The following is a 23,357-nucleotide window of genomic DNA, read 5'->3' as shown; positions in this document are numbered from 1 at the left end:
TTTCATGAGAATCCATTTACCCCTGCTAGCTATTCTACTTCTATGGTCAGTAGAGTCAATAGCCCAATCTACTTTATCTGTAGAATCCATCATGCGAGACCCCAAATGGATGGGAAGTTTTCCCTCAGGAGCCAGATGGAGTGAGGATAGTAATACCATTTATTTTAATTACAACCCAGACGATAATCCGGCGGATTCCCTTTACAAAATCACACTGGATCAACCTGCCCTAATCCAGAAAGTATCTTTAGCAGAGGAAAAAAGCCTCAGCAGAAGTCAGGCCAGTTTTAATCAAGCAAAAGACCAACGTATTTATGTAGAAAATGGACGGGAGATTTGGCTTGAAAACCTATCAAAAGGAAGTAAAAAGGTCATTTTAGAATGGCATACAAGACTTAGCAACCCCAATTTTTTAGCAGACGAAAACTTTATTTCTTTTGTCAGTGAGCAAAATATTTTTGTACTCACAAGTGCTACAGGAGCAGTAAAACGAATCACCCAGATTTCTACTGGAAACGCGCCTTCCAACCCTAATGACAAAAAATCTGAAAAAACCGAAAAAGGTTTTTTGGAATCCGAGAATTTAAAGCTGCTAGAAGTTGTGAATGAAAGGCAGAAAAAAGATGAGTTGAGGAAAGCCTATAGAGAAGCCACTCGATCGGAGTCAGATGATTTCACCTACTATACCGGAGGAAAAAACCCGGCAAATCTTCAGCTATCACCTGATGCTCGATTTGCCAGTTTTTCATTGTATTCTTCAAGTAGCAATAAAAACACTAAAGTCCCTGATTACGTTGCTGCTTCAGGATATACAGAAGACCTTAATTCCCGACCCAAAGTCGGCACCAACCCGACCAAAACTGAGATCGGTATTTACGATTTGACTCGAGATACCGTATACTTCATTTCCACTGAAAATCTCCCCGGTCTAAAAGATCAACCAGATTATTTAGCGGATTACCCTGATCGAGAATTAGAAGAAAAAGATAGAGAGGTTGCTTTGTTTGGTCCAGTGTTTTCACCGGATGGTTCCAAAGCTATTGTTCAAGCGCGATCTTTTGACAATAAAGACCGATGGATAGCAGAGCTTGATCTCTTGACAGGAGAACTGATCCCCTTGGATCGACAGCGTGATGAGGCTTGGATCGCTGGTCCTGGTATTGGCTGGACCTTTTCAGGTGGAACTTTAGGTTGGCTTCCAGACTCGGAGCACATCTATTTTCAATCTGAAGAAAGTGGCTATTCTCATTTGTATTTGGTGAATGTAGCAACCAAGGAAAAGTCAGCTTTGACTCAGGGAGAATTCGAGGTTTTTGACCCCTTTATTTCTAAAGACCAAAAATCCTGGTACTTGACCACCTCAGAGGTAGATCCAGGAGAGCGACATTTTTACAAAATGCCACTAATGGGTGGAAAAATGGAAAGACTCACCTCAATGACTGGAAATAATGAAGTTCGCCTGTCCCCAGATGAAAAAAAGCTAGCTATTCTTCACTCCTACAGTAATAGACCAACAGAACTTTTTCTTAAGGATAATAAGGCCAAAGCTCAAGAGGTACAGTTGACTCAGGGTCAAAGCGAAGAGTTTAAAGCCTACTCATGGAGAGATCCAGAAATCATCCGATTTGAAGCTAGGGATGGAGCTAATGTTCCAGCAAGAATTTACACTCCTGATCCTGAAAAGAAAAATGGAGCGGCTGTAATCTTTGTTCATGGTGCCGGTTACCTTCAAAATGTACATAAATGGTGGAGTAGTTATTTCAGAGAATACATGTTTCACAATTTATTAACTGATCTAGGCTACACGGTTTTGGATATTGATTATCGTGCTTCTGCTGGGTATGGACGAGATTGGCGAACGGGCATCTACCGTCACATGGGAGGAAAGGACCTATCCGATCAGACAGATGGAGCTAAACATCTGATTGATAACTATGGAGTTGATCCTGATAAAATCGGGATTTACGGTGGCAGCTATGGAGGCTTTATTACTTTAATGGCTTTATTTACAGAGCCTGATGTATTCAAATCCGGAGCAGCCCTTCGCTCGGTAACGGATTGGGCCCATTACAATCATGGTTATACCTCTAACATTCTTAACAATCCCGAAGACGATCCCATCGCATATAGAAGATCATCCCCTATCTATTTTGCTGAAGGACTTCAAGGAAATCTACTAATTGCTCATGGGATGGTTGATGTGAATGTGCATTTTCAGGATGTAGTCCGGCTTTCTCAGCGCTTGATCGAACTCGGAAAAGACAATTGGGAAATGGCTGTTTATCCTGTGGAGGATCATGGATTTGTGGAGCCAAGCTCCTGGACTGATGAATACAAACGAATACTGAAGCTCTTTAACAGCACCCTTCTCGATGAATAAAAAATTTTCAATCAATGGATTAGCTACGCTGATCGGGTTACAGGTATTGATCTTTTCCTGCAGTCAGCCTACGGATGAGCGCATACCCAAAACAGGTCTCATTACTGATAATGCCATGGTCGTCTCTGCACGAGGTGAGGCCTCCCGCATTGGGGTGGAGATTCTGCAGAAAGGTGGTAATGCCTTTGACGCTATGATGGCTACCGAAATGGCTTTGGCGGTTACTTTCCCCTTTGCAGGAAACTTGGGTGGTGGAGGTTTTGCTGTTTATCGAATGGCCGATGGTCAGATTGGTTCCATTGACTACAGAGAAAAAGCTCCGATGGCAGCCCATCGGGACATGTATCTTGATGAAAGTGGCGAAGTGATTCCTGGTTTGAGTACCCAAGGAGCTTTGGCATCAGGTGTTCCGGGAACGATAGCAGGTATATTTACCGCACAGGCAAAATTTGGAAAACTTAGTCCTGCTGAGATCTTACAACCGGTCATTGATTTGGCCCGAAACGGTTTTGTGGTCAGCACGCAGCAAGAATCGAGACTAAGAGGGATTTTGGAAGTGGTGCGCCAAGTCAATGGAGAGGACACTTTTTACGGAATAGAGCGAAAAGCAGGCGATACCATTAAAAACTTGGCACTAGCTGAGACACTTGAGCGTATTGCCCAAAACGGAAAAGAAGAGTTTTACAAGGGAGAGACAGCCCAAGTGCTGGTCGATCACATCCAAGAAATGGGAGGAATTATCACGCTTGAAGACTTGGCAGCATATGAGGCAGTTTGGAGAGAGCCTGTAGTCTTTGATTACAAAGAACTTCGTGTGATTTCTATGGCTCCACCGAGTTCAGGTGGTGTGACGATAGGACAAATTTTAAAAATGGTAGAGCCCTTCGACTTGAAAAAAATGGGGCATAATTCTGCTGAGTATATTCAAGTACTGACAGAAGCCATGCGTAGAGCCTACGCAGACCGAAATTATTACTTGGGAGATCCTGACTTTGTAGCCATACCTGTGGATAAACTGCTTGAAGTGGAGTACTTAAAATCAAGAATGGAAAGCTATGATCCTGATTTGGCAACAAAATCTGAAGCTATCGCAGAAGGAAGTGTACTCTTCGCCGAAAGTATGGAGACTACTCATTATTCCATCATGGATGCTGAGGGAAATGCTCTTGCAGTCACCACTACTTTAAATGGCGCTTATGGTTCCAAAGTGTATTTGGACGAATTGGGCTTTTTTATGAACAATGAAATGGATGACTTTAGCAGTAAAGCGGGTGTTCCAAATATGTTTGGTCTAATAGGTGCGGATGCTAATAGCATCGCTCCAGGCAAACGAATGCTGAGTTCTATGACTCCTACTTTGGTAGAACGCGGCGGTAAGCTTTGGATGATTTTGGGTACTCCGGGCGGGTCTACCATCATCACTGCAGTAGCTCAGACTATTCTTAATGCTTATGAATTTGACATGACTATGCAGGAAGCGGTAGAAGCACCGAGATTTCATCATCAGTGGCTTCCGGATCAAATTTTATTTGAGGAAAACACGCTAGATAGTGCTATTTACCGCAGTTTAACTTCCAAAAACTACTTGATCAATGAAGGTCGGACGCCCATTATTGGTTCTGTAGATGCTATTATGGTTTTGTCCAACGGAAAATTAGAAGGAGGAGCTGATCCAAGGAGAGAAAATGAAGCAGCGGGATACTAAGTGAAAAAGGCCTTGAATTTGATTTTCAAGGCCTTTTTTTAGCTCTACACTTTTTTCGAATACACACGACCAAATCGATCTTTGACTTCTAAAACTAGATTTTCTGTACTATTTGGTTGAAAGAAAAACATATGGTCATTAAGTTGAGGCTCTACCCATTTTCTTCGAGCAGGTAAATTAGGTCCAGTATGTAACTCCATACTCCATGGATCCAAAGCCATGATTTTCTCTGGCGAACCGGCTTTGATTCCATTTTCATACCAATTGAGCTCCCATGCAGGATCATAGTTCCAGCAGTTAACTGAGACATAATCCTTGAAATCAGGATGATACCCTTTGGGATAAACTCGAAATTGCTCTTCTTCGCTTAGGTCCGTTCCTTTATATGTCCAGCGTAATTCCGAGCCTCTTGCTTCGTAAATCGCATAACCACTTGGTGTCCCATCGAAGCAAATCGGACCCGACCACCATGCACCACACACTGTCCCATGACAATGCTCGTAAACATGACCCATGATCATATTATCATTGAAGTGCGTGTGTCCAGAAAGTATGTGAGCATTGTATCCTTCCAAAAGCCGATATAGATGCTCCCGATTACTCACCGTTCCACCCAATGTATCCCGGTCAGGATAGCGCTGAACCGCTCCAGTATACGTAGGAATATGCAGGGAAAGCACTACCGTTTTTCCTTTTTCTACTAAAGACAAATCCTGTTCTAACCACGCCAATTGCTCTTCTGAGATATATCCAATGTATTTGGTGCCCACTCCGAGGTAAAAAACATCATCCAAGACTACATGATGAATTTCTCCTCGATTCCAAGAGTAATAAGTGGGACCGAAATGACCTTTAAACGTTTGCGCCGTACCCGCATCAGACCGAACTCCAAAATCCATATCATGATTACCAATAACTTGAAAAAAGGGAATTCCCGTTGCTCCTATTCCCTGATTATACTCTTTGAAAAGTTCTAGGCGATCGAATACCAAATCACCACAGCCGATTCCAAAAATATTGGGGTCATTAATTTTTGCTATCGTTTTTTGCACATCAGGAATACTCTTGCTGAGCATTTGATCGGCTTCATAAGCATCTTGGATCTGTGTATCGGAAAGCAATAAGAAATGGTGATTTTCATCCGATTGAGTACTTTTTACCAAATCAAAGGATATCTGCTGCTCCTCCTGATTTGTCCTCAGACTTTTAAAAAATAGAGCCGAACCATTTGTCTGACGCTGAATTTGATATCCCGAGGGAAGGGATAAAAAAACAAACTCCCGATCAGAGGAGCTAATAAGGCTGTATTCCCCATTTTGATCCGTATGAACTACCGATCTCCCATCAGAGACAGCCACCCCAGAAACTCCCTTACCAGCAGCGCTTACTTTTCCCCTGACACGGATAGGAGAAAAACGATTCAAAAAGCTTTGCTTTTGACCAGCAATACCTTCTCCCAAAGCAGTGCTTCCAAGTCCCCAAAACAAAGTGGAACTAAGGCCTAATGATTTGATAAATTCTCTGCGTTTAAACATATTTTTCAAGTTTAATTTTTAGAAAACGGAACAGTCAGGCTCGCATAAGTCTCTGCATTTAGCCCTTTGACTTGAAATTCAATGGAACGGTTTTGCCAATCAATCTCGGCCAAACCATAATTTAGTTTTGCGATGAGCTCACCGATTCGAAAGCGATTTTCTTCCTCTCCCACTGAGCTCCAAGTATGTGTCAATCCACTCGATGTGATTTCATAAAGCCCGTTTGGAAAGCGCTCATCTTCCAGTTTCATCAACTCGGCAATATGCCTATCCCCGCTCAAAAGCACAGGAGTACTGACTCCCGAGGACGCGATTAAATTCAGCAATCGCTCCCGCTCATTGGGGAAATTGGCCCATTTTTCATAAACATGATCTACTGGTAAAAACTGCACTCCTGACACAATCAAATTAACCTCTGCTTCGCTGGTCTTTAATTCATTTTCTAGCCACTTCCATTGCTCCTCTCCCAATATTTGTCCCTCCTCATTAGGAATATAAATCCGGTTTTCGCGCATTAGCGTGTCCCTATGATAGCGAGCATCTAGTAAAATTACTTTTACGCGTTGATTACCCGAACCGAAAACATGAGCTGCATAGGCTCCTTCCCGCTTTCGTTCCGGAGCATTATTGGGTACATCCAAAAAATCCAGCATCAGCTGTTGAGATTCTTTTTTCTGTACATAATATTTTCCCCCATCATTGATCCCATAATCGTGATCATCCCAAACACCAATTATCGGAGTCGAATTTCTCAATCGCTGGTATTCAGGGTTCGCTTTTTGTCGGGCATATTTTGCGCGCAGCGTATCCATGTTGTGGGTATCTCCATAAATATTATCCCCCATCCAAATCCATAAATCAGAATTCTCGGCCAAAATCGGCTCCCACAGCGGCTGGGGAGCATCCTGACGGTTGCATGAGCCGAAGGTGATCGTGGTGATAGACTCAGTACCTGAAACGGACTTTTGGGTATCACAGGAAGAGAGCCAAACTAAGGCTGTAAAAACGAGAGAGGTTTTAAGGAACTTCATGAGCATCATGGATTTTTGGATAATCAAAAATGCATCATTAAGCCCAATTCTACCACACCTACAAAAAAGTTAAATATAAAGTAATCTTGAGGAAAAGTATAAATTTTGAATTATCCGTTGTGATTCAGAATAATATTTGCAAATTTTATAGAATACCAATGTAAAGGATAGCTCTTCAGGTCCTGCGTAAATTTTGGCAGGTATTTCCCCTTTTATCAGTTCTTTTAATCAAATATTTTATGGTCACACATTATATCATTACCAACAGGGAGGTCACTTCCCGAAAAAGCAAAAACTACATCCCCGTCAATGAAACTGAATACATGCGGAAAGATGGCGATGAAGAAGCGAGACATAATCTAAGGTACGGAACAGTTTCCTTCGATCCGGTAAAGGCTAAAAAGCTAAATGATTTTAATATCAAGATTATTCCGGAGGTTAAAGAAGATTTATTAGCCAAATATGCCGACGATAAGGATGTCAACAAATCAGTTTTTCCTTCATCTCAGGTATTTAATGAGCTCTATGATGCAGGAGTGAAGGCAGGAAAAAAGTCTAAAGGTTTGATTTCTCAAGAAGACATCTTGGTTTTTGTCCATGGCTTCAAATCGGATTTGGAGACCGCCATGCAAACACTTGCAGAGCTTCATCGAAAATACGTGGAACCTGAGGGTTCCACTATCAAGCATTTGGTGCTCTTCACCTGGCCTGCCAAGAAGAAACTTCTCAAATATCGCTCAGACGCTTACGATGCCACACAGTCTGGTTTTGCCTTGGCTCGATCCATGGCTTCTCTGAAAGAGTTTTTCAAGAAGAAATTTGTGGACGAAAAAAAGCCAATGTGCAATCAAAGAATTCATCTCATGTGTCACAGTATGGGCAATCGCGTCCTTGAAAACATGATCAAGGGAGTGGTAGATATAGGCATGGAGATCAATTCCCTTTTCGCAGAAATTATCCTGGTAGGTGCAGATATAGACTATTATGCCCTCGAACAGCCCCATCCACTCTATCGATTGATCGATTTTGGAGAGCGGGTGCATGTTTATTATCACAACAAAGATCAAGCCTTGGGGATTTCGGAATTAACCAAAAATGCCTTTAATCGTCTGGGAAGATGGGGAGCCAAAAACTCCATCAATCTACCCGATGATATTTATCAGTGTGATGTCACCCCCATACAGGATGATAAAGGACTGCTTCACAATACAGTTCATCACTGGTATTATACCAATTCTCCCTCCGTAGTGGAGGATATTATCCATGTGATCAAAGGTGAAGGTTCCATTTTTAGCTCTTAAGTCATGCGAAGAAAATTTTCAGATCTACATTGTCATAATCACATGCGGGCTCATTTTCAGATGCAGGAAAAGGAGCGTAAATTTCGTCGTAGTGACAAATTCAGCCCTTGGACAGTCATTGCTTCCAATAGACGAAATTACCAAGCTGGAAAAATGGGGGCCTCCTATTCTCAAATGGATCTAGTCAAATGTTGGAATTCGAATTTGCGGCTGAGCTTCAACTCCCTCTACCCGCTAGAACGAGAATTTGTCAAAGGAATGAAGCCTCAAGTGGGCGAGGATAAATGGTATAAATTTTTGATTGCCTTTGCCACTTCGCATAAACTTCCATTAAGGGATTTTATCCAAGTAGCCTATATGCGAATCCCCGATGCAGCAGTTGATTTTTTCCAATCACCGGATTATGATTATTGGGAATCCCTTAATCGGGAGTTGGAATTTGTAAGCATGGACTCTGGCAAAGTAATCGATAAAAATGAAATTCATATTCCAGGAAAGTTTCTAGGTCGAAAAAGGGCTGAAATGAGGAGAATACAGCAGTTTCCCAAGTCCTACATTGCCCAAAAAGCATCTTACAGAATTCCTAAAGACCGGAGGGAACTGGAAGCCTCACTGCCCGATGATCAGGAAATCACCATGGTATTGACCATTGAGGGTGCTCATGCTCTGGGTACAGACCGCGTAAGATCGATTGAAGAAATTTCCGACCGTATTCATTTTATCAAGACGGTCTGGAAGTACCCTGTGTTTTTCATCACCTTTGCCCATCATTTTGATAATCATCTCTGTGGACATGCCCACTCTATTCCGGATACCGGAAAACTGCTCTTGAATCAGCGAAAGCGTCTGAATGGGGGTTTCAATAACGACGGAAGACGGGTGATTAAAGAGCTTTTGAGCATAGACTCAAACTTTGAACGGGATTCAACGCTAGGCTATAGAATTCTTATAGATGTCAAGCACATGAGCGCTCGCTCCCGTAAAGAATTTTACAGCTTAGTGAACAAATGCCTACTCAATGATGATCGAATCCCTGTGATCGCTTCTCATTGTGCCTATTCGGGAATTGAAAGTTTGGAAAAGCATATCGAACTGGAGGATAAGGAAAAAGATGATTATACTGATCCCAGTGGGAAATTCAATGCCTGGAATATCAACATGTGCGATGAAGACATCGAGATGATCGTGAAAACTAAAGGTCTATTTGGACTTTCTTTTGATCAGCGAATATTGGGAATCACTAAAAAAGACCTGAAAGAAAATCCCAACCGAAACGGAATTCAATTGATTTGGGAAAATCTGGAAGCCATCATCAAAAGCGCCTATTCCAATGCCAACTTAAGTGAAGAGGAAAAAGAACAAGTTTGGAATTGCATCACCATTGGAACAGACTTCGAAGGCCTAATCGACCCCGTAGACCCCTATCCTAGTGCATTAGAATTTGAATTGATGGCAAATAATTTGGTTTTTGCCATAGACCAAGCTCGAAAATCAGGAAATAAAAAGTACCTCAACCACCTCCAATCACGGGAAGATGTAGTGGCGGCTGTGAATGATTTTTGTTTTGGTAATGCGGAGCGCTTTGTAATAGAAAACTACCCAAAATAAAAAGATTGGGGAATCTAGTCTTCCCCAAAAATCTCCTTCACGACCCAGCCTTTGCCCCATTCTTCCTTTTCATTTTCGGTCCAGAGTTCGGGGAAAAAGATCACTTTCTGAAAACGCGGAGGAAGGTATTTCTGCCAGTTGGTGCCGCCGGTAGCAGCGATATCCACAGGATCACGTTGCAAGTAGCGCACCGCAGACTTATAATGAGCCAAAGGCCAAAATACATTAGCTTTAAGGTCCAACTGCTTCATCAATTCGGTGAGTTCCTCTTCTGGCTTTTCTATTTCCATATAGCGTTGCCAAAGGTTTTTCCTTCGGTAATTTTCGATCAGTTCTTTTAGCTTTTTCCCATATTTCAGCTCAAAATTTTTCAGTGTCAGGGTCTTCTCTCCTGTCGCCAACTCTATCGCTCCCTGCTGCCAATACAAATGCTCAAAAATATCATCTGATGGAGAATGGTAATCAAATTCCTCTCTTCGACTCAATGCGATCAGTTGAAAAGCATCCGTTGCCATCAGTTCGATTTCCCGGTATTGGGCACTTTGAAAACCCGAGGAAGGGAGTAGCGACATTCTAAACTTCAGGAATTGCTCCCTCTCCATCCCCTTCCACATCATGGCAAAAGATGAAATCAAATGATCCAAGTACATCAGAATTCGCTCCAATCGCTGCTTGAAAAATTCTTGGGAAAGCGGCTTATGATCTGCAATTTGTTCCATTTCAGATATAATCAACTTGAAATAGAGTTCGGTGATCTGATGATAAATGATGAAAATCTTTTCATCCTTGAAGCTCGTTTTGGGTTGCTGAAGGGATAGCAATACATCCAGATTGATATATTCCCAATAGGTCAAATAATCTGCATAAAGCAGGCCTTCCAAATAGGAAAGCATATCTTGTCCAGAAGCTTTGAATTTTTCCTGAAGCAAATGGATTTTGTCTAAAATCTGAGGATCAAACTGGTTTTCTTGCATTGGACAACTTTTAGGAAAAAAGATAGTTTTTTAAGTAGCGATCTATTTATTTCGGGTCTAGGCGGGGAGCTTTTCTCCCCGGTAAAATTGTCTGATAGAATTCAATAAACCAAATTAACTATGGGGACTGAGGGAATCCAAAAATCACAAAAGCAAGATACATTTGAAGGGGTGGATTTTTTAGATATCGATGATCTTTTGACAGAGGAGCATAAGTTGATTCGAACCTCGATGCGGGACTTTGTCAAGCGGGAGATTTCGCCTTATATCGAAGACTGGGCACAGAAAGCCCATTTTCCTTATGAGATCGTCAAAAAATTTGGAGATGTGGGAGCTTTCGGACCACAGATTCCAGAGGAGTACGGGGGTGGCGGACTAGACTACATCGCTTATGGACTGATCATGCAGGAAATTGAGCGTGGAGACTCCGGAATGCGATCTACTGCCTCGGTCCAAGGCTCATTGGTCATGTACCCCATCTATAAATTCGGCTCTGAGGAGCAGCGGAAAAAATACCTTCCCAAGCTGGCTTCAGGAGAAATGCTGGGGTGCTTTGGCCTGACAGAACCAGATCATGGCTCCAATCCTAGCGGAATGACAACCAATTTCAAAGACATGGGTGACCATTACCTTTTAAATGGTGCCAAAATGTGGATTTCCAATTCACCTAAAGCAGATATCGCAGTGGTTTGGGCCAAAAATGAAGAGGGCCGGATTCACGGATTGATCGTCGAGCGAGGAATGGAAGGCTTTTCTACGCCCGAGACACACAGTAAATGGTCCCTTCGTGCCTCCTGTACTGGAGAATTGGTTTTTGATAATGTGAAAGTCCCCAAAGAGAACCTCCTGCCTGGAAAATCTGGTCTTGGTGCTCCGATGATGTGTTTGGATTCTGCCCGTTTCGGAATTGCTTGGGGTGCGATTGGTGCAGCCATGGACTGCTACGAATCGGCCCGAAAATATGCCGCCGAACGTATTCAGTTTGACAAGCCTATTGGAGCATTTCAGCTCACCCAAAAGAAACTGGCAGAGATGCTGACCGAGATCACAAAGGCTCAGCTTTTGGCCTGGAAAGTGGGAAAGATGATGAATGAAGGGAAAGCTAAAACGGTTCACATTTCGATGGCCAAGCGAAACAATGTCGAGATGGCCCTGCATATTGCGAGAGAAGCAAGACAAATCCACGGAGGAATGGGAATCACGGGCGAATATCCTATGATGCGACACATGATGAATCTAGAGTCTGTGATCACTTATGAGGGCACACATGATATTCATTTGTTGATTTTGGGAAATGAGATTACGGGGATTCCTGCCTTTAAATAATTAAAACTTCCAACCCAATCGAAGGTCCATGTTTTCGGCTACGTGCCCATGGGCCTTCATTCCTACTCCCAATCTGAATTTTTCTCCCAAATGATACATCAGTGTATAGCGCTGATAAAAGTTTTTGCCGGCCTGATAATCCGCAGGCTTTTTTGCATACCATGCAAAGCGCTGTTGGAAATCAAAGCGTCCAAAAAGAAAGTGATGGGCTATAAATGGCGCTGGCATCAAGGCTTCCAAGCGGTTTTGCTCCACTTCCAATGAAAAATCCTTGTTTAAATCCAAACCAATGCCAAAAGCCGAAACCGAAGCTACTTGCTGATAAACTCCCAATCCCAAGGTGAAATTGGGTTGCCTGCCGCCCGAGGCAGAAGAGCGAGAGTTGACTCCAAGTTCTAAATAGGTATTCAGTCGATTTTCAATTTTCGTTTTAGTGTGAGATGGAAAGGATTGATTGCTCAAAAAATATTGCATTCCAATGGAAAACATAGAGTAATTCATGCCGCGATTGGGCTGACGCTGCCCCCCATTGGATATGTGGTTGTAATAAAAGGAAGTATTTATTTGTACCTGATCGCTGAGAGAATAAGCCATTACCGGTCTTAAGAATAGTAAAAAGCTTAGCGGCGCGCTAAAGAAGGTATTTCTCGGGTTTTCGATTTCATCATAGACCCGTGTCAAATAAGAGGCACCTATCCCCATATCCAAGGCTAATTCCCAGGAATTTCTTTTCCAAAGAATGGGCTGAAAGCTTCCGTATAGGGTCAAAGCCCTGCCGAGTTCTCTTGAATTTTGAAAATCATGAACCTGTAAACCCAAGCCTAAGTAATGAAAACAATTACAAGCCTCCCAGTTTTCTCGACTGCTATTCATGACTTGATAACGGAGATTCAAGCCCAAAGGAGTGGTCTGGGAGATGGCCTGCAATTCAGCATTGTGCGGAATAATCCAGCCTGCTTGCATATTGAAATCAATGGATTTTCGGATAGCCTGAGCAGCGGCCGATTGGAAAAGAAGGAAAGAAAAAATGATGCATAGAAGAGGTTTCATGATCAAGGCTCTTTGGAAATTAAACTGAATCAATTCCTTAGAGTTACGAAATCCAAGCAATTTTATCATGATCGCGCCTTCAGTGCTATTTTACACTTAGTCCACATTCAAAAATCCCTGAATTAAACCTAAAAGAGATGTATTCAAAACCAAAAGCACTATTAATACCGATCTAGAAAAATATCTTGGGATAATTAAAACAGGCTGTCTCATAAATCAATCCAATATCAGCCTGAGTCTTAAATATTCTGAGAACTTACAAAAAGAGATGACGGAAATTAGGATTTGAATCAAGTTTTTGGTCGCGCGGAGGGGAGTCGAAGCGTCCTCGTACCTTCAGACACCCGTCTTTCGGGTGATCGGACTGACCCCAATTTTGTGATATTAAGCTTCTTTGTCATCGGTAGCGGAGTCGAAGGCTATTTCTATCATTCTGGACCACAATTAGATTTCGATACTCTCGTCTCTCCAGTACTCAATGTGACAAACTTTACTTTTGAGACAGCCTCGAACTATCAGAAAACTTAAAAATTAACCTTACTGAACCGGCCCAAATGAGACTTTCCTCCCTCATCTAAAACCCAAATCAAATACATCCCTGCACTCAATTTCTCTACCTCCAACTCCATTTCAGAACCGCTATTTTTTATAATTAAAATATTATTAGTCAAATATTTACCATCTATTGAATAAAGCTCAACTTGATCAATGTTTAGGCCCGAGTCAGTTGAAAGTTTCACCTGAATTCTATCCCTACCCGGGTTGGGGTAAACCAACAAGTCCAAAACATCAAGCCTAGACAGTAAACCCGAAATCGTCACCTCAATAGCGGAGAGTCTTCTACTGCAACCTTCCTCATTTTCAATAACCACCTCGTAACTTCCCATTTGATTAAGCTCCAAGGTGGAGGAGGTTTCTCCCTCCAGCATTTCCTCGTTTCTATACCATTGATACTTAGCAGCCCCCTCCGGTGCAAAAAGCTTGGAACCCTCTTGCACGATTTCTCCTTCAGGTAATGGGATCAATGTCAATTCAAAATTGGAAGTTTCGGATAAGCACGCCCCTTCATAGCGAATCAAGGCTTGATAAATACCAGCTTCATTTGCTTCTAGGCTTTGGCCTGTCTGAGCTTCAATTTTTTGCCCATTCCTTCTCCACTCTAACACTTCAAAATTTTGATCAGAATTGATTTGAAGCAGGGTGGAGCTTCCTTCACAAATTTGAGAATCTCCTTCTAATTGAAGCGGGTTGGACTCCAATCGATTGACGCTGACTTTTGCTATTCTTTCAGTTGGGTTACCCGATATATCCTCAACCAAAACCAGGATTTCAAGTGTTTTACCCAGATCTTCACAAGTAATTTGACTCTTACTTATACTTTTGCTGGCAATTCCACAATTATCAGAAACCGAAGCTATCAATTCATCGGGATTCAGCGCCAAAATACCAAGGGTCACATCTAAATCCAAAGAGATATTTTGAACCTCAAGCTTTGGAGCAATTCGATCCAGAACTTCTACGCTAGTCGTTTTTGTCCAGACCCGATCGCTTTCATCGATGATTTTCACCTCTATTTCTTGATCTCCAGATTCGCCGCATGAGAATACCGATTTAGAAAGCGTCACTGTCCACTCTGTATTGGGTAAAGGCCAAGTCAAAAACAGGGATGAAGGCTCCAATTCCGCCCTTCCATTTTCATCCAAGTCAAGAATAAGCTCAGATTTCAATTCTGGAAAAATAAACTCCCCTTGCTCCAGTGTCAAGGCATCCGACTTGACTATACAGCCATTAAGCAATTGGAGATCGGCCTGATAAAAGCCAGGATCTTCCACAATAATTGAACTCCCTTTGATTCCTTCCAGCAGTTGCCCATACCTGTACCAAGCCAACACCTCGTACTCCAACTCCTCTCCCAGTCTCAGTTCTATTTCTCCACCTTCTATTAACTGATCCAAGGCAGTTAAAGAGACTTTTTTAGATTCGATAATATTTAGATTTACTTTTCGGGTTTTGGTGGTTTGATTTCCAGATTGATCGCTCAGCGTAATATCCACAGCAATTGGATCAAAAGTCCCATCCGAATTAAAATCAGCACAGGTAATTTCCGTTTTGCTTAAAACTACATTGACTGGATAAGTATTTAAGCAGTTCTCATAAATAAACTCTGTCCGGATATAAAAGCTCTCAGGATCAATGACCACACTGCCAATGGTTTTATCAAAAGCCAGATTGGCATCAGTGGCTTCAAAGTCTGGTGCAATAGTATCCACTACTTCCACCTTGACTACCTTTGTCCAAGTATTCCCTTTGGAATCGCTGATTTTTAATTCATTTTCTGTCCCCGATAAATCCGAGCATGTATAGGTCGTGGATCTCGAGTACACTACTTCCCAGTCTTCCTGTACTTCATTTTCCAAATAATCGGAAAGTACAGTTTCGACAATTCCAGCTTCATTCAATTCCACCCGAATGGATTCCTTAAACTGGGGTTCGATGACGACTACCGCTTCTTTAAGCTCTACCGTAATACTCACTTCATCGTTGTATACCCTCCTTTCGACAGATTGAAGTGTGTAGCTATCGTCCATTATTGGAAAGACATAAACTGGCGTGAAATCTATTCTAGCAAAGGTTTTATCCCCATCCTTCAATTTAACCACATTGACCTCTAAATGCCCGTAATGTTTCCCTCCATCTGTTGGGACTGGATTTGATCCGGAGGTATTCCAAGTTTCAGTCGAATTCTCATCTGCAGTCCAGGCCTTATATGGATTGTAATCTACTTTTGGAAAAAGGAAAGCATCGTAGTCACGCTTCACTCCAAAAATTCCATCTCCAGCAACACCTACATCATAATATAAAATACCTTTTCCATCTCCGTCTTCGTCCACAAAACTCCGCTCAAAAATCTCATCATGACCACTAAGCACAGCGATTACACCATATTCTTCCAAAAGTGGATTTAAAATACGCATAGGTACTCCCGACTGCCCTATTGCCAATTCATGATTTAGCGGGACACCATGCTCACCGGAGCTATAGGCAATGTGATGGTATTGGACAAAAATCAATTGACCCGACTCCGAAGCTTGTTTTAGGTTTTCTTCTAGCCATACATACTGATCCGATCCGGGTGCAAAGCCTGATAAATCCGTCCCGCCATTAGCCTGATACTCTGCTGCAGTAAAATTTTCTTGTGTATCTGTCCCAAGTTCGGTGAGTTCTTTACCTGAAATTTTTTCCTCCTCAGAGAAATCAGAAGCCGACTGATCGGGGGTTCCATTACTGGAATCCAAAGTCAAGATCGTCACAGGGCCATAATCAACCCGATAATAGCTCTGTCTATGTTTTTTAAGCGGGTCCTCTTCTGGTGTCTCGAAATAAGCGTGAAAACGCATTCTCCCTACCTTAGGTGCAAACTCTCCCCGTTCATTGTATTGATACCCCCCGCTGATACCTCCATAATTTTCCCAATTCCCCAAAGCGGGGATGATGGCAGATTTGCTTAGCACCTCATCAAATTCCCCTGCATTATGTCTGAAAAACTCATCCCATGCCGGCTGATAGCCTCCGCCTTGGGTTAAGTCTCCCGGCATCACAATAAAATCTGGATTTCGGGATTTGATCACCTTTAAATTTTCTGCATAACCTTGGGTTTCGCTGAGCAGGTAATGCGGAATTTCGATCCCACTTTGAGTGATAAATCCAAATTTTTCTTTCCACAAGTCAGGAACTGTCAATCCAAAAGGTCGAAGAAGTGGTGTTCCTGGCGCCCAAGGACGATGTCGGTCCCTTCCTCTTGGCTCTGTTTCACTATCCGAAAGTGCGATAAACCGGATATTTTCCCAGTCTTGAGCCGGTTTGGTTTTAAAGTCAGAGCGGAAGGTCTCCGAGGAAAGGCTCACTTCGTAACTCAAGCTTTTACCCGCTTCCAATTCTGGCAAAGCCACCCGATAGCGATACGTTTGGTCACCATAAAGCCAGGAGCCTTGAGATAAGCCTCCGATAAGTTGATTTTTTTCTTGAGAAGTATAATAGATTTCGGGCACGAGTTCTCCCACTACTTCACTTTCCCAAATCACCGTACCTGATCCATCTTTTACCTTGATGGAGCTACTGAGTAGTTGATCTGCAAACCAAGTGATTTGAATTTCTCCCTTTCCAAAGAGTTGTAAATAAGGCTTTACCCTAAACAAAGTATCCACAGAGGCTGATTTGGAGATCATGCCCAAAAAGAGTGGAAGGAGAAAAATAAAAAATAAGCCCTTGCGTACCATACCTTGTAAAATTTATTCGGGAATTTACTTGATTCTGGATTTAATCACTAGCGTTTGAACAGGATTTAAAGGGTCATTGCTAAAAATATAAATATTACGCTGATCGATTCCTTTTCTGCCCTTTGGGTCAAAGGTGATTTCCATTGTCATACTTTCACCCGGTGCCAATTCAGTTTGTGGTACTTTCAGAACCAAGCAATCACAATTACCCTGTATCTTTTTAATTTCCAAAGATTTCTGACCTTTATTCGTCAATGTAACTAGTTGATTTTGAACCGTATTGGCTGAGATTTCTTTCAAATCAATTTCGATTTTATCTATAGACAAATTAGGCACGACTCGCAGGTTTTCTTTAGAAAAAGCAGGATAAAACTCAAAGACATTTGCCAAAACCGCCATTTGCTGAGCAATAGAATCTCCAAAAGTCAAGCTGATTCCCTCTTCAAAGAATCCCAAATCACCCTTTTCTTGACCGTTGTATGAAATTTGAAGTAGGCCCCGTGTCATGGGTGGCACACTGTCCTGAATCAAATCTACTCTTATGTATTCCGGCCCGTAGACCTGCAGACTATCCCTAAAGAAAACAGAAGGTCCAAAATTGAAAAACTCAACATCCTTGATTTTGGGTTCGTTTGTAAATACATCTCCCATATTCACTTTCGACAGCCGAAAGCCCAAGTCTCCTTTTCTCGCTGTATAGACCAACTCAGGATCAGATACGGCCGGGATAGAAACTCCCTCGATGTAGAGAGTGTCTTGCGTATCTTGGAGATTCCCCTTGACCACGACCAACTTTGAAAAATACCCTGCGGTAGTGCTGGGATTGAAAGAAACAGAAACGATTCCCTCCTCCCCTACATTCAGACTATCCTGAGTGTATTCTGCAGTGGTACAGCCACAGTCAGTCCAGACTCTCTCCAATACAAATACGGAGTCTTGGGTATGTGTAAAGCGGAATGTGGCCAATTGAGGTCCGCTTTCTTCAAACACAGTTCCCAAATTCACCTTATTGACCTCCCAAACCAATTTGGAAAGCGGAAGCTCCTGAGCAATACCTACTTGAGTCAAGCTAATGAATAGAATTAAGAAAAAGAGTGATTTTGTGCGGGTCATCATACTGCAAATAACGGATAAATCCAGACGAATTGTAGGCTGATTTATTTAATTTGCGCGAAAATTAGACCAATGGCAAGAGTACTGACAGGCATACAAAGTAGCGGAAGACCACATCTGGGAAATATCTTGGGCGCGATCGTTCCCGCTATCCAACTGGCAAAAGAAAACGACGAGGAATCTTACATTTTCATCGCAGATTTTCACTCGCTCACAAGTTCCAAGGATGGAGCTTTGCGAAAAGAAAACACCCTGGCAGTAGCCGCAGCCTGGTTGGCTTTTGGCCTGGATATAGAAAAGACCGTATTCTACCGTCAGTCCCGACGTCCCGAGGTAGCCGAACTGACATGGTATTTGAACTGTTTCACGCCCTTTCCCATGCTGGCCAATGCCCATAGCTTCAAGGACAAGTCAGAGCGCTTAGCCGATGTCAATGCCGGGCTTTTCACCTACCCTGTGCTGATGGCAGCGGATATTTTATTGTATTCGGCGGATTTGGTTCCCGTCGGAAAAGATCAAATGCAGCACCTGGAAATGACTCGGGACATAGCCTCAACTTTTAATCGAATCGTGGAAGAGGATATTTTGACCCTTCCTGAGGCACGAATCTCAGAATCTGTCAAAACCATTCCCGGCACAGACGGTCAAAAAATGAGTAAGTCCTATGGCAATTACATTGATATTTTTCTTCCTGAAAAACAGCTGAAAAAAAATGTCAATAGCATCGTTACTGACAGTACTCCACTCGAGGAACCCAAAGATCCGGATACATGCAATGTCTTCAAACTCTACAGCCTCATCGCCGATGAAGGACAAACTACCCAACTTCGAGAAAAATACCTGGCTGGAAATTTCGGCTATGGACATGCTAAGAAAGAGTTTTTGGAATTGATTCTGGAAAAATATGCAGAAGAGCGAAAAGCCTTTGATTTTTACATGAGTCATCCAGAAGAAATTGAGGTTAAATTGGCTGCGGGAGAAGCTAAAGCGAAAGTTGAAGGTGAGAAAATCTTGAATCAGGTAAGGGAGAAGCTAGGGTTTAGGTAAAGCACTAAAAATATTTTCCAAGGATTCATCACGATTAAAAAGAAGTTTTCAATTCTATCTCAAAAGCTAAATTGGCTTAATTTCAGGAATTGATCAAATGTATGTTTTGATAGTTTTGACTTGAATATCCTATAAGCTATGAAGCCTATTCTACTACCCATTTTTCTACTCTTACTATTCTCCTGCCAACAGCATTCCGAAGAAGCAATCCAAGCCACAAAGGAAGTTCATCTACTAGACGACATTCCTGCATTTACGCAAGACTCCTTGGTCCAAGTAGTGATAGAAATACCAACAGGTACTCATGAAAAGTGGGAAGTAAACAAGAATACTGGTCAACTAGAATGGCAAAAAATAAATGCTGACTCTTCCCGAGTGATTGACTATCTGGCCTACCCTGCCAACTATGGTTTTGTCCCCCAAACCTTAGTTGCTGAAGAGACCGGCGGTGATGGAGATCCAGTGGATATTTTTGTTCTCGGTCCTGCAGTAGCAAGAGGAAGTATTCTTGAAGTGAGAATCATCGGAATGGTTAGAATGCTGGACAGCGGTGAGGAAGATTCCAAATTAATCGGAATCGATACAAAAAGTAATATTTTGAATGTAAAGTCAATCGAAGGCCTATCCACAGGCTATCCCGGAGTTTTGGAAATTCTTCGCTTATGGTTGGAAAATTACAAAGGAAGGGGAAAAGTCGAACTCGGTACTCTTTTGGAAATGGAATATGCTGTAGAATACCTGAAAATGGCTGTTGAAAATTACCAGAAAGAACTAGCTGAAAAAACATAATGGATATCGAATAGCGATACTCAAACGAGTCACATGGGAGCAAATAACCTTCTTTCGTCCTTAGGAGTAGTCTGTTTGCCCGCTGTAGATCATCACTCACAGCAGACTTTCAAAAACCCTCCAAGGGATTCCGAATCTCCAAAAAATAAAAGCTGAACCAAGTAAATCGAAATCTCAAACGATAAACTCTTGGAGGGTTCGCCCACCAAATTGTGCTGAAAGCGCAAAACATAAAAAACCAAATGCATTTGAGGCAAGAAGGCCAGCATGTTTGAAGAACACTGTAGATGCGGCCTTTTGCTGGAATGCTCCAGATTGCTAACACGGATTTTACAATAGAATCAGCCGATTTCCTGCAAATTCATTTCCATTTAGATCGTTTCGCTTTTACAATTTAATTTTTCAGTAAGTATATTGCCATAACTCTCAAACAAAATCAGATGACTAAAAAACGAATATTCTTCACAGGAGGATCGGGAAAAGCAGGTAAGCATGTCATCCCCTATTTACTCAATCAGGGACATCGGGTAATGAATGTAGATTTGACGCCATTGGACTTTCCTGGAGTGGATAACTTGACTGCAGATATCACCGATTCCGGTCAGATGTTTAATGCCATGAGTTCTTATGCGGGATTTGATGAGATGGAGCCAGGAAATGGAGTTCCCAAGTTTGATGCGGTGGTCCACTTTGCTGCAGTACCGCGGATATTAATCAAGCCGGATAATGAAACCTTCCGTGTCAATACAGTAGGAACTTACAATGTAATCGAGGCAGCCGTAAAATTGGGAATCAAGAAAATTATCATTGCTTCTTCGGAGACCACCTATGGCATTTGCTTTTCAGACGGTCAAACTGATCCGCATTCACTTCCACTTGATGAAGAATACGATGTAGACCCAATGGACAGCTACGGACTTTCTAAGGTAGTCAATGAGAAAACAGCAAGAAGTTTTCAGCGCCGCAGCGGAGTGGACATCTATGCCCTGCGCATCGGAAATGTCATCGAACCTCATGAATATGTAGCCCTTTTCCCCCATTATTTTAAGCATCCTGAGGTGCGTCGCCGAAATGCCTTCTGCTATATAGACGCGAGAGATTTGGGTCAGATAGTGGATTTATGCCTTCAGAAGGACGGCTTAGGCTATCAAGTATTCAATGCGGGAAATGATCATAATGGGGCTATTATTCCAAGTAAGCAATTGGCAGAACAGTTTTTTCCAGGAGTTCCTTTTACCAGAGAAATGGAAGAACATGAAGCTCTATTTTCCAACAAAAAAATCAAGGAGGTTTTAGGTTTTAAGGAAGAGCATAATTGGAAAAAATACGTGCCCGAAGAATCCTATAAATCACTTGATTCTATGGAGTAAGTGATCTATCAATCCTAGCTTTTAAAAACCCTCCAAGGGATTCGAAACTTCCAAACATTAGAAGTTGAACCATGTAAATCGCAATTTCAAATGATAAACCCTTGGAGGGTTCCACGCTATCAAAACCCTCCAAGGGTTTTGCTTATTCGAAAAGAAGGATAATATTTTTTCACAATATTCAAAAAAACCAATCCCTTGGAGGGTTCAGCGAATAGGTAAAAATCAAGCCAATATTGAGGTTCTCAAGACTATTTTCCATTCGGTGCCGATTAGATTACTTGTTCCTTTTCTTGTCCTTTTGGCTTAGCCCAAAAGGACCAAAAACCACAAATCTCAATACCGGTCCATTCTATTATCTTTCGGATTAACCACATCACAGTGATGAGTAGCCCGTCCGCCCTCGATGGATCTCCAGTCACAACTAGAAGACTTCCCTTTTTCATAATCACAGTTAAAACCTAATCCTCAGGAGGGTTGGTTTACCTAAATACGCTGAAGACGCAAAAAATTAGAGCCCCAAATGCAATTTGGGGCAAAAGAGTCAGATCATTACAAGAGCGCTGAAGGCGCGACCTGTTTCAATTCGGATTACAAATCCTAGGATAAGAGTTCGAGATTTCAAATCTCGAACAACCTTCCTTAACCCTGTGAGGCTGGAGGCAAAAATCAAACTAAAAATTTTAATCTCAAACCTGCTCTTTTTCCAAAAAAATAGTAATTTAATCCATCGTTTATTTTTACCGACATGCAGACAATCAGAGTCAAAAGCGCCGGAAGTAAAAAGAAACCTGTAATCCATGTGCAGTTTAACTATGATCCGCTTTTGATCCGTACGATAAAGACCTTTTCGGGAGCTACTTGGAGTCCTAGTCTGCGCGCATGGATTCTGCCCCATTCCGATTCCATCATTTCGGACCTGCTTTCCGCTTTTAAAGGAAAAGCCTGGCTTGATTATTCAGGGTTTAAGAAAATAGAGCAAGCCCCCTCAGATCTCCTCCCCAGACTTTCTGAAGATCGAAAATCGGATATAATGAAGTTTGTCGATTATATGAGAAATCGGCGACTATCAGAATCTACGATAAAGCAATATGCGTCCGGATTAATTCTATTTTTCAGATTTTTGGACAATAAAGAACCCCAGCTGATTGATTCCGAGGATTTACAGATTTTTCAGAAAAATTATATTTTAGAGAATAACTATTCGGTTTCCTATCAATCCGGAATAATCAATGCTGTCAAAAAATTTTTTGAAAAACAAAAAAACAGAAAGCTTGACCCCCTTAATATTGAACGACCCAAAAATGAAAAAACACTACCTCATGTGCTAAGTAAAGCTGAAGTAAAAGCAATTCTGCATGCCCATCAAAATTTAAAGCATAGAACCATGCTCAGTTTAATGTATGCTTGTGGGCTTCGGCGGGAGGAACTTTTGAATCTGCAACTCGAAGATGTAGAATCTGAGAGAGGGATACTAAGAATAAACAAAGGAAAAGGAAAAAAGGACCGAATGGTACCAATTAGCGACAAAACCATTGAAATGCTGCGTCGATATTACCTAAGTTGCAGACCAAAGATTTATCTGTTTGAGGGACAACAGGAAGGCAGACCTTACAGTGAAGGAAGCATTCAAAAAGTATTAAAATCAGCATTAAAAAAGACAAAAATCAAAAAACCTGTCACTCTTCATTGGCTTAGGCATTCTTATGCTACCCATTTGCTGGAAGGAGGTACAGACCTGAGAATCATTCAGGAGCTGCTCGGTCATCAAAGTAGCAGTACTACTGAAATCTATACCCATGTATCTCAAAAGACCTTAAACAAGGTGAAAAGTCCCTTTGATGACTTATAGAT

General features: G+C 42.0%; 16 protein-coding genes. 9 read left to right on the top strand and 7 right to left on the bottom strand.

Annotated features, from left to right (window positions below; all coding sequences use genetic code 11):
* Window positions 1–4 precede the first annotated feature (4 nt).
* Window positions 5–2,380, top strand: coding sequence for a S9 family peptidase (locus BLQ57_RS11595; protein WP_087939825.1), 2,376 nt, complete (start codon window positions 5–7; stop codon window positions 2,378–2,380).
* Window positions 2,373–4,085 carry a gamma-glutamyltransferase gene (gene ggt, locus BLQ57_RS11590; RefSeq protein ID WP_087939826.1) on the top strand — a complete coding sequence of 571 codons (1,713 nt, stop codon included), beginning with the start codon at window positions 2,373–2,375 and terminating at the stop codon, window positions 4,083–4,085. The genes BLQ57_RS11595 and ggt overlap by 8 nt, the downstream gene beginning before the upstream one ends.
* A 44-nt stretch (window positions 4,086–4,129) precedes the next feature.
* Here ggt and BLQ57_RS11585 read toward each other — a convergent pair whose 3' ends face one another.
* The gene (locus BLQ57_RS11585; RefSeq protein WP_087939827.1) at window positions 4,130–5,620 is read right to left on the bottom strand and encodes a calcineurin-like phosphoesterase C-terminal domain-containing protein; all 1,491 of its coding nucleotides are present in this window, start codon (window positions 5,618–5,620) and stop codon (window positions 4,130–4,132) included.
* A gap of 11 nt (window positions 5,621–5,631) precedes the next feature.
* The gene (locus BLQ57_RS11580; RefSeq protein WP_087939845.1) at window positions 5,632–6,651 is read right to left on the bottom strand and encodes an alkaline phosphatase D family protein; all 1,020 of its coding nucleotides are present in this window, start codon (window positions 6,649–6,651) and stop codon (window positions 5,632–5,634) included.
* A gap of 239 nt (window positions 6,652–6,890) precedes the next feature.
* On the opposite strand from BLQ57_RS11580, the gene BLQ57_RS11575 reads away from it, so the two are divergent.
* Together BLQ57_RS11575 and BLQ57_RS11570 are read left to right on the top strand one after the other, a co-directional pair.
* Complete coding sequence (locus BLQ57_RS11575) at window positions 6,891–7,952, top strand: alpha/beta hydrolase (RefSeq protein WP_087939828.1); 1,062 nt, start codon at window positions 6,891–6,893, stop codon at window positions 7,950–7,952.
* A 3-nt stretch (window positions 7,953–7,955) separates the two neighbouring features.
* On the top strand, window positions 7,956–9,560 hold the full coding sequence (locus BLQ57_RS11570; protein WP_139162717.1) for an amidohydrolase family protein: 1,605 nt from the start codon (window positions 7,956–7,958) through the stop codon (window positions 9,558–9,560).
* Between the two features lie 14 nt (window positions 9,561–9,574).
* Here the strand turns inward: BLQ57_RS11570 and BLQ57_RS11565 are convergent, their stop codons facing one another.
* Window positions 9,575–10,534, bottom strand: a complete 960-nt coding sequence (locus BLQ57_RS11565) for a tryptophan 2,3-dioxygenase family protein (RefSeq protein ID WP_087939830.1) — start codon at window positions 10,532–10,534, stop codon at window positions 9,575–9,577.
* A gap of 120 nt (window positions 10,535–10,654) precedes the next feature.
* Here BLQ57_RS11565 and BLQ57_RS11560 point away from each other — a divergent pair, with 120 nt between their 5' ends.
* Window positions 10,655–11,860 (top strand): acyl-CoA dehydrogenase family protein, encoded by a 1,206-nt coding sequence (locus BLQ57_RS11560; RefSeq protein ID WP_087939831.1) that lies wholly within the window; start codon window positions 10,655–10,657, stop codon window positions 11,858–11,860.
* Here the strand turns inward: BLQ57_RS11560 and BLQ57_RS11555 are convergent, their stop codons facing one another.
* The 3 genes from BLQ57_RS11555 to BLQ57_RS11540 all read right to left on the bottom strand — a co-directional run bounded on the left by BLQ57_RS11555 (window position 11,861) and on the right by BLQ57_RS11540 (window position 18,303).
* Window positions 11,861–12,979 carry an acyloxyacyl hydrolase gene (locus BLQ57_RS11555; RefSeq protein WP_087939832.1) on the bottom strand — a complete coding sequence of 373 codons (1,119 nt, stop codon included), beginning with the start codon at window positions 12,977–12,979 and terminating at the stop codon, window positions 11,861–11,863.
* Between the two features lie 455 nt (window positions 12,980–13,434).
* Window positions 13,435–17,187, bottom strand: coding sequence for a T9SS type A sorting domain-containing protein (locus tag BLQ57_RS11545; protein WP_087939834.1), 3,753 nt, complete (start codon window positions 17,185–17,187; stop codon window positions 13,435–13,437).
* Window positions 17,188–17,211: 24 nt separating this feature from the next.
* Entirely contained in the window at window positions 17,212–18,303 is a 1,092-nt protein-coding gene (locus BLQ57_RS11540) for a DUF1573 domain-containing protein (RefSeq protein ID WP_087939835.1), read from the bottom strand.
* A gap of 69 nt (window positions 18,304–18,372) precedes the next feature.
* Between BLQ57_RS11540 and trpS the strand changes: the two genes are divergently transcribed.
* The 3 genes from trpS (at window position 18,373) to BLQ57_RS11525 (ending at window position 21,506) form a co-directional block, all read left to right on the top strand.
* Window positions 18,373–19,347 (top strand): tryptophan--tRNA ligase, encoded by a 975-nt coding sequence (trpS, locus tag BLQ57_RS11535; RefSeq protein WP_087939836.1) that lies wholly within the window; start codon window positions 18,373–18,375, stop codon window positions 19,345–19,347.
* Window positions 19,348–19,485: 138 nt separating this feature from the next.
* A complete protein-coding gene (locus BLQ57_RS11530) occupies window positions 19,486–20,136 on the top strand; it encodes an inorganic diphosphatase (RefSeq protein ID WP_087939837.1) in 651 nt (216 codons plus the stop codon).
* Between the two features lie 440 nt (window positions 20,137–20,576).
* The gene (locus BLQ57_RS11525) at window positions 20,577–21,506 is read left to right on the top strand and encodes an NAD-dependent epimerase/dehydratase family protein (RefSeq protein WP_087939838.1); all 930 of its coding nucleotides are present in this window, start codon (window positions 20,577–20,579) and stop codon (window positions 21,504–21,506) included.
* Window positions 21,507–21,775: 269 nt separating this feature from the next.
* Here the strand turns inward: BLQ57_RS11525 and BLQ57_RS21150 are convergent, their stop codons facing one another.
* Complete coding sequence (locus tag BLQ57_RS21150; protein ID WP_169712816.1) at window positions 21,776–21,949, bottom strand: hypothetical protein; 174 nt, start codon at window positions 21,947–21,949, stop codon at window positions 21,776–21,778.
* Window positions 21,950–22,251: 302 nt separating this feature from the next.
* On the opposite strand from BLQ57_RS21150, the gene xerA reads away from it, so the two are divergent.
* Entirely contained in the window at window positions 22,252–23,355 is a 1,104-nt protein-coding gene (xerA, locus tag BLQ57_RS11520) for a site-specific tyrosine recombinase/integron integrase (protein ID WP_092824103.1), read from the top strand.
* Window positions 23,356–23,357 lie beyond the last annotated feature (2 nt).

Origin of the sequence: Algoriphagus faecimaris (assembly GCF_900101705.1) — a bacterium.
Taxonomy (GTDB): domain Bacteria; phylum Bacteroidota; class Bacteroidia; order Cytophagales; family Cyclobacteriaceae; genus Algoriphagus; species Algoriphagus faecimaris.
The sequence above is the reverse complement of the archived record's forward strand: the minus strand, read 5'-3'. Positions and strand labels throughout refer to the sequence as shown.

Bases quoted from the DNA above. Each gene is read 5' to 3' on its own strand.
- BLQ57_RS11595 (WP_087939825.1), top strand. From the start codon at position 5: ATGAGAATCCATTTACCCCTGCTAGCTATTCTACTTCTATGGTCAGTA.
- ggt (WP_087939826.1), top strand. From the start codon at position 2,373: ATGAATAAAAAATTTTCAATCAATGGATTAGCTACGCTGATCGGGTTA.
- BLQ57_RS11585 (WP_087939827.1), bottom strand. From the start codon at position 5,620: ATGTTTAAACGCAGAGAATTTATCAAATCATTAGGCCTTAGTTCCACT.
- BLQ57_RS11580 (WP_087939845.1), bottom strand. From the start codon at position 6,651: ATGAAGTTCCTTAAAACCTCTCTCGTTTTTACAGCCTTAGTTTGGCTC.
- BLQ57_RS11575 (WP_087939828.1), top strand. From the start codon at position 6,891: ATGGTCACACATTATATCATTACCAACAGGGAGGTCACTTCCCGAAAA.
- BLQ57_RS11570 (WP_139162717.1), top strand. From the start codon at position 7,956: ATGCGAAGAAAATTTTCAGATCTACATTGTCATAATCACATGCGGGCT.
- BLQ57_RS11565 (WP_087939830.1), bottom strand. From the start codon at position 10,534: ATGCAAGAAAACCAGTTTGATCCTCAGATTTTAGACAAAATCCATTTG.
- BLQ57_RS11560 (WP_087939831.1), top strand. From the start codon at position 10,655: ATGGGGACTGAGGGAATCCAAAAATCACAAAAGCAAGATACATTTGAA.
- BLQ57_RS11555 (WP_087939832.1), bottom strand. From the start codon at position 12,979: ATGATAAAATTGCTTGGATTTCGTAACTCTAAGGAATTGATTCAGTTT.
- BLQ57_RS11545 (WP_087939834.1), bottom strand. From the start codon at position 17,187: ATGGTACGCAAGGGCTTATTTTTTATTTTTCTCCTTCCACTCTTTTTG.
- BLQ57_RS11540 (WP_087939835.1), bottom strand. From the start codon at position 18,303: ATGATGACCCGCACAAAATCACTCTTTTTCTTAATTCTATTCATTAGC.
- trpS (WP_087939836.1), top strand. From the start codon at position 18,373: ATGGCAAGAGTACTGACAGGCATACAAAGTAGCGGAAGACCACATCTG.
- BLQ57_RS11530 (WP_087939837.1), top strand. From the start codon at position 19,486: ATGAAGCCTATTCTACTACCCATTTTTCTACTCTTACTATTCTCCTGC.
- BLQ57_RS11525 (WP_087939838.1), top strand. From the start codon at position 20,577: ATGACTAAAAAACGAATATTCTTCACAGGAGGATCGGGAAAAGCAGGT.
- BLQ57_RS21150 (WP_169712816.1), bottom strand. From the start codon at position 21,949: ATGAAAAAGGGAAGTCTTCTAGTTGTGACTGGAGATCCATCGAGGGCG.
- xerA (WP_092824103.1), top strand. From the start codon at position 22,252: ATGCAGACAATCAGAGTCAAAAGCGCCGGAAGTAAAAAGAAACCTGTA.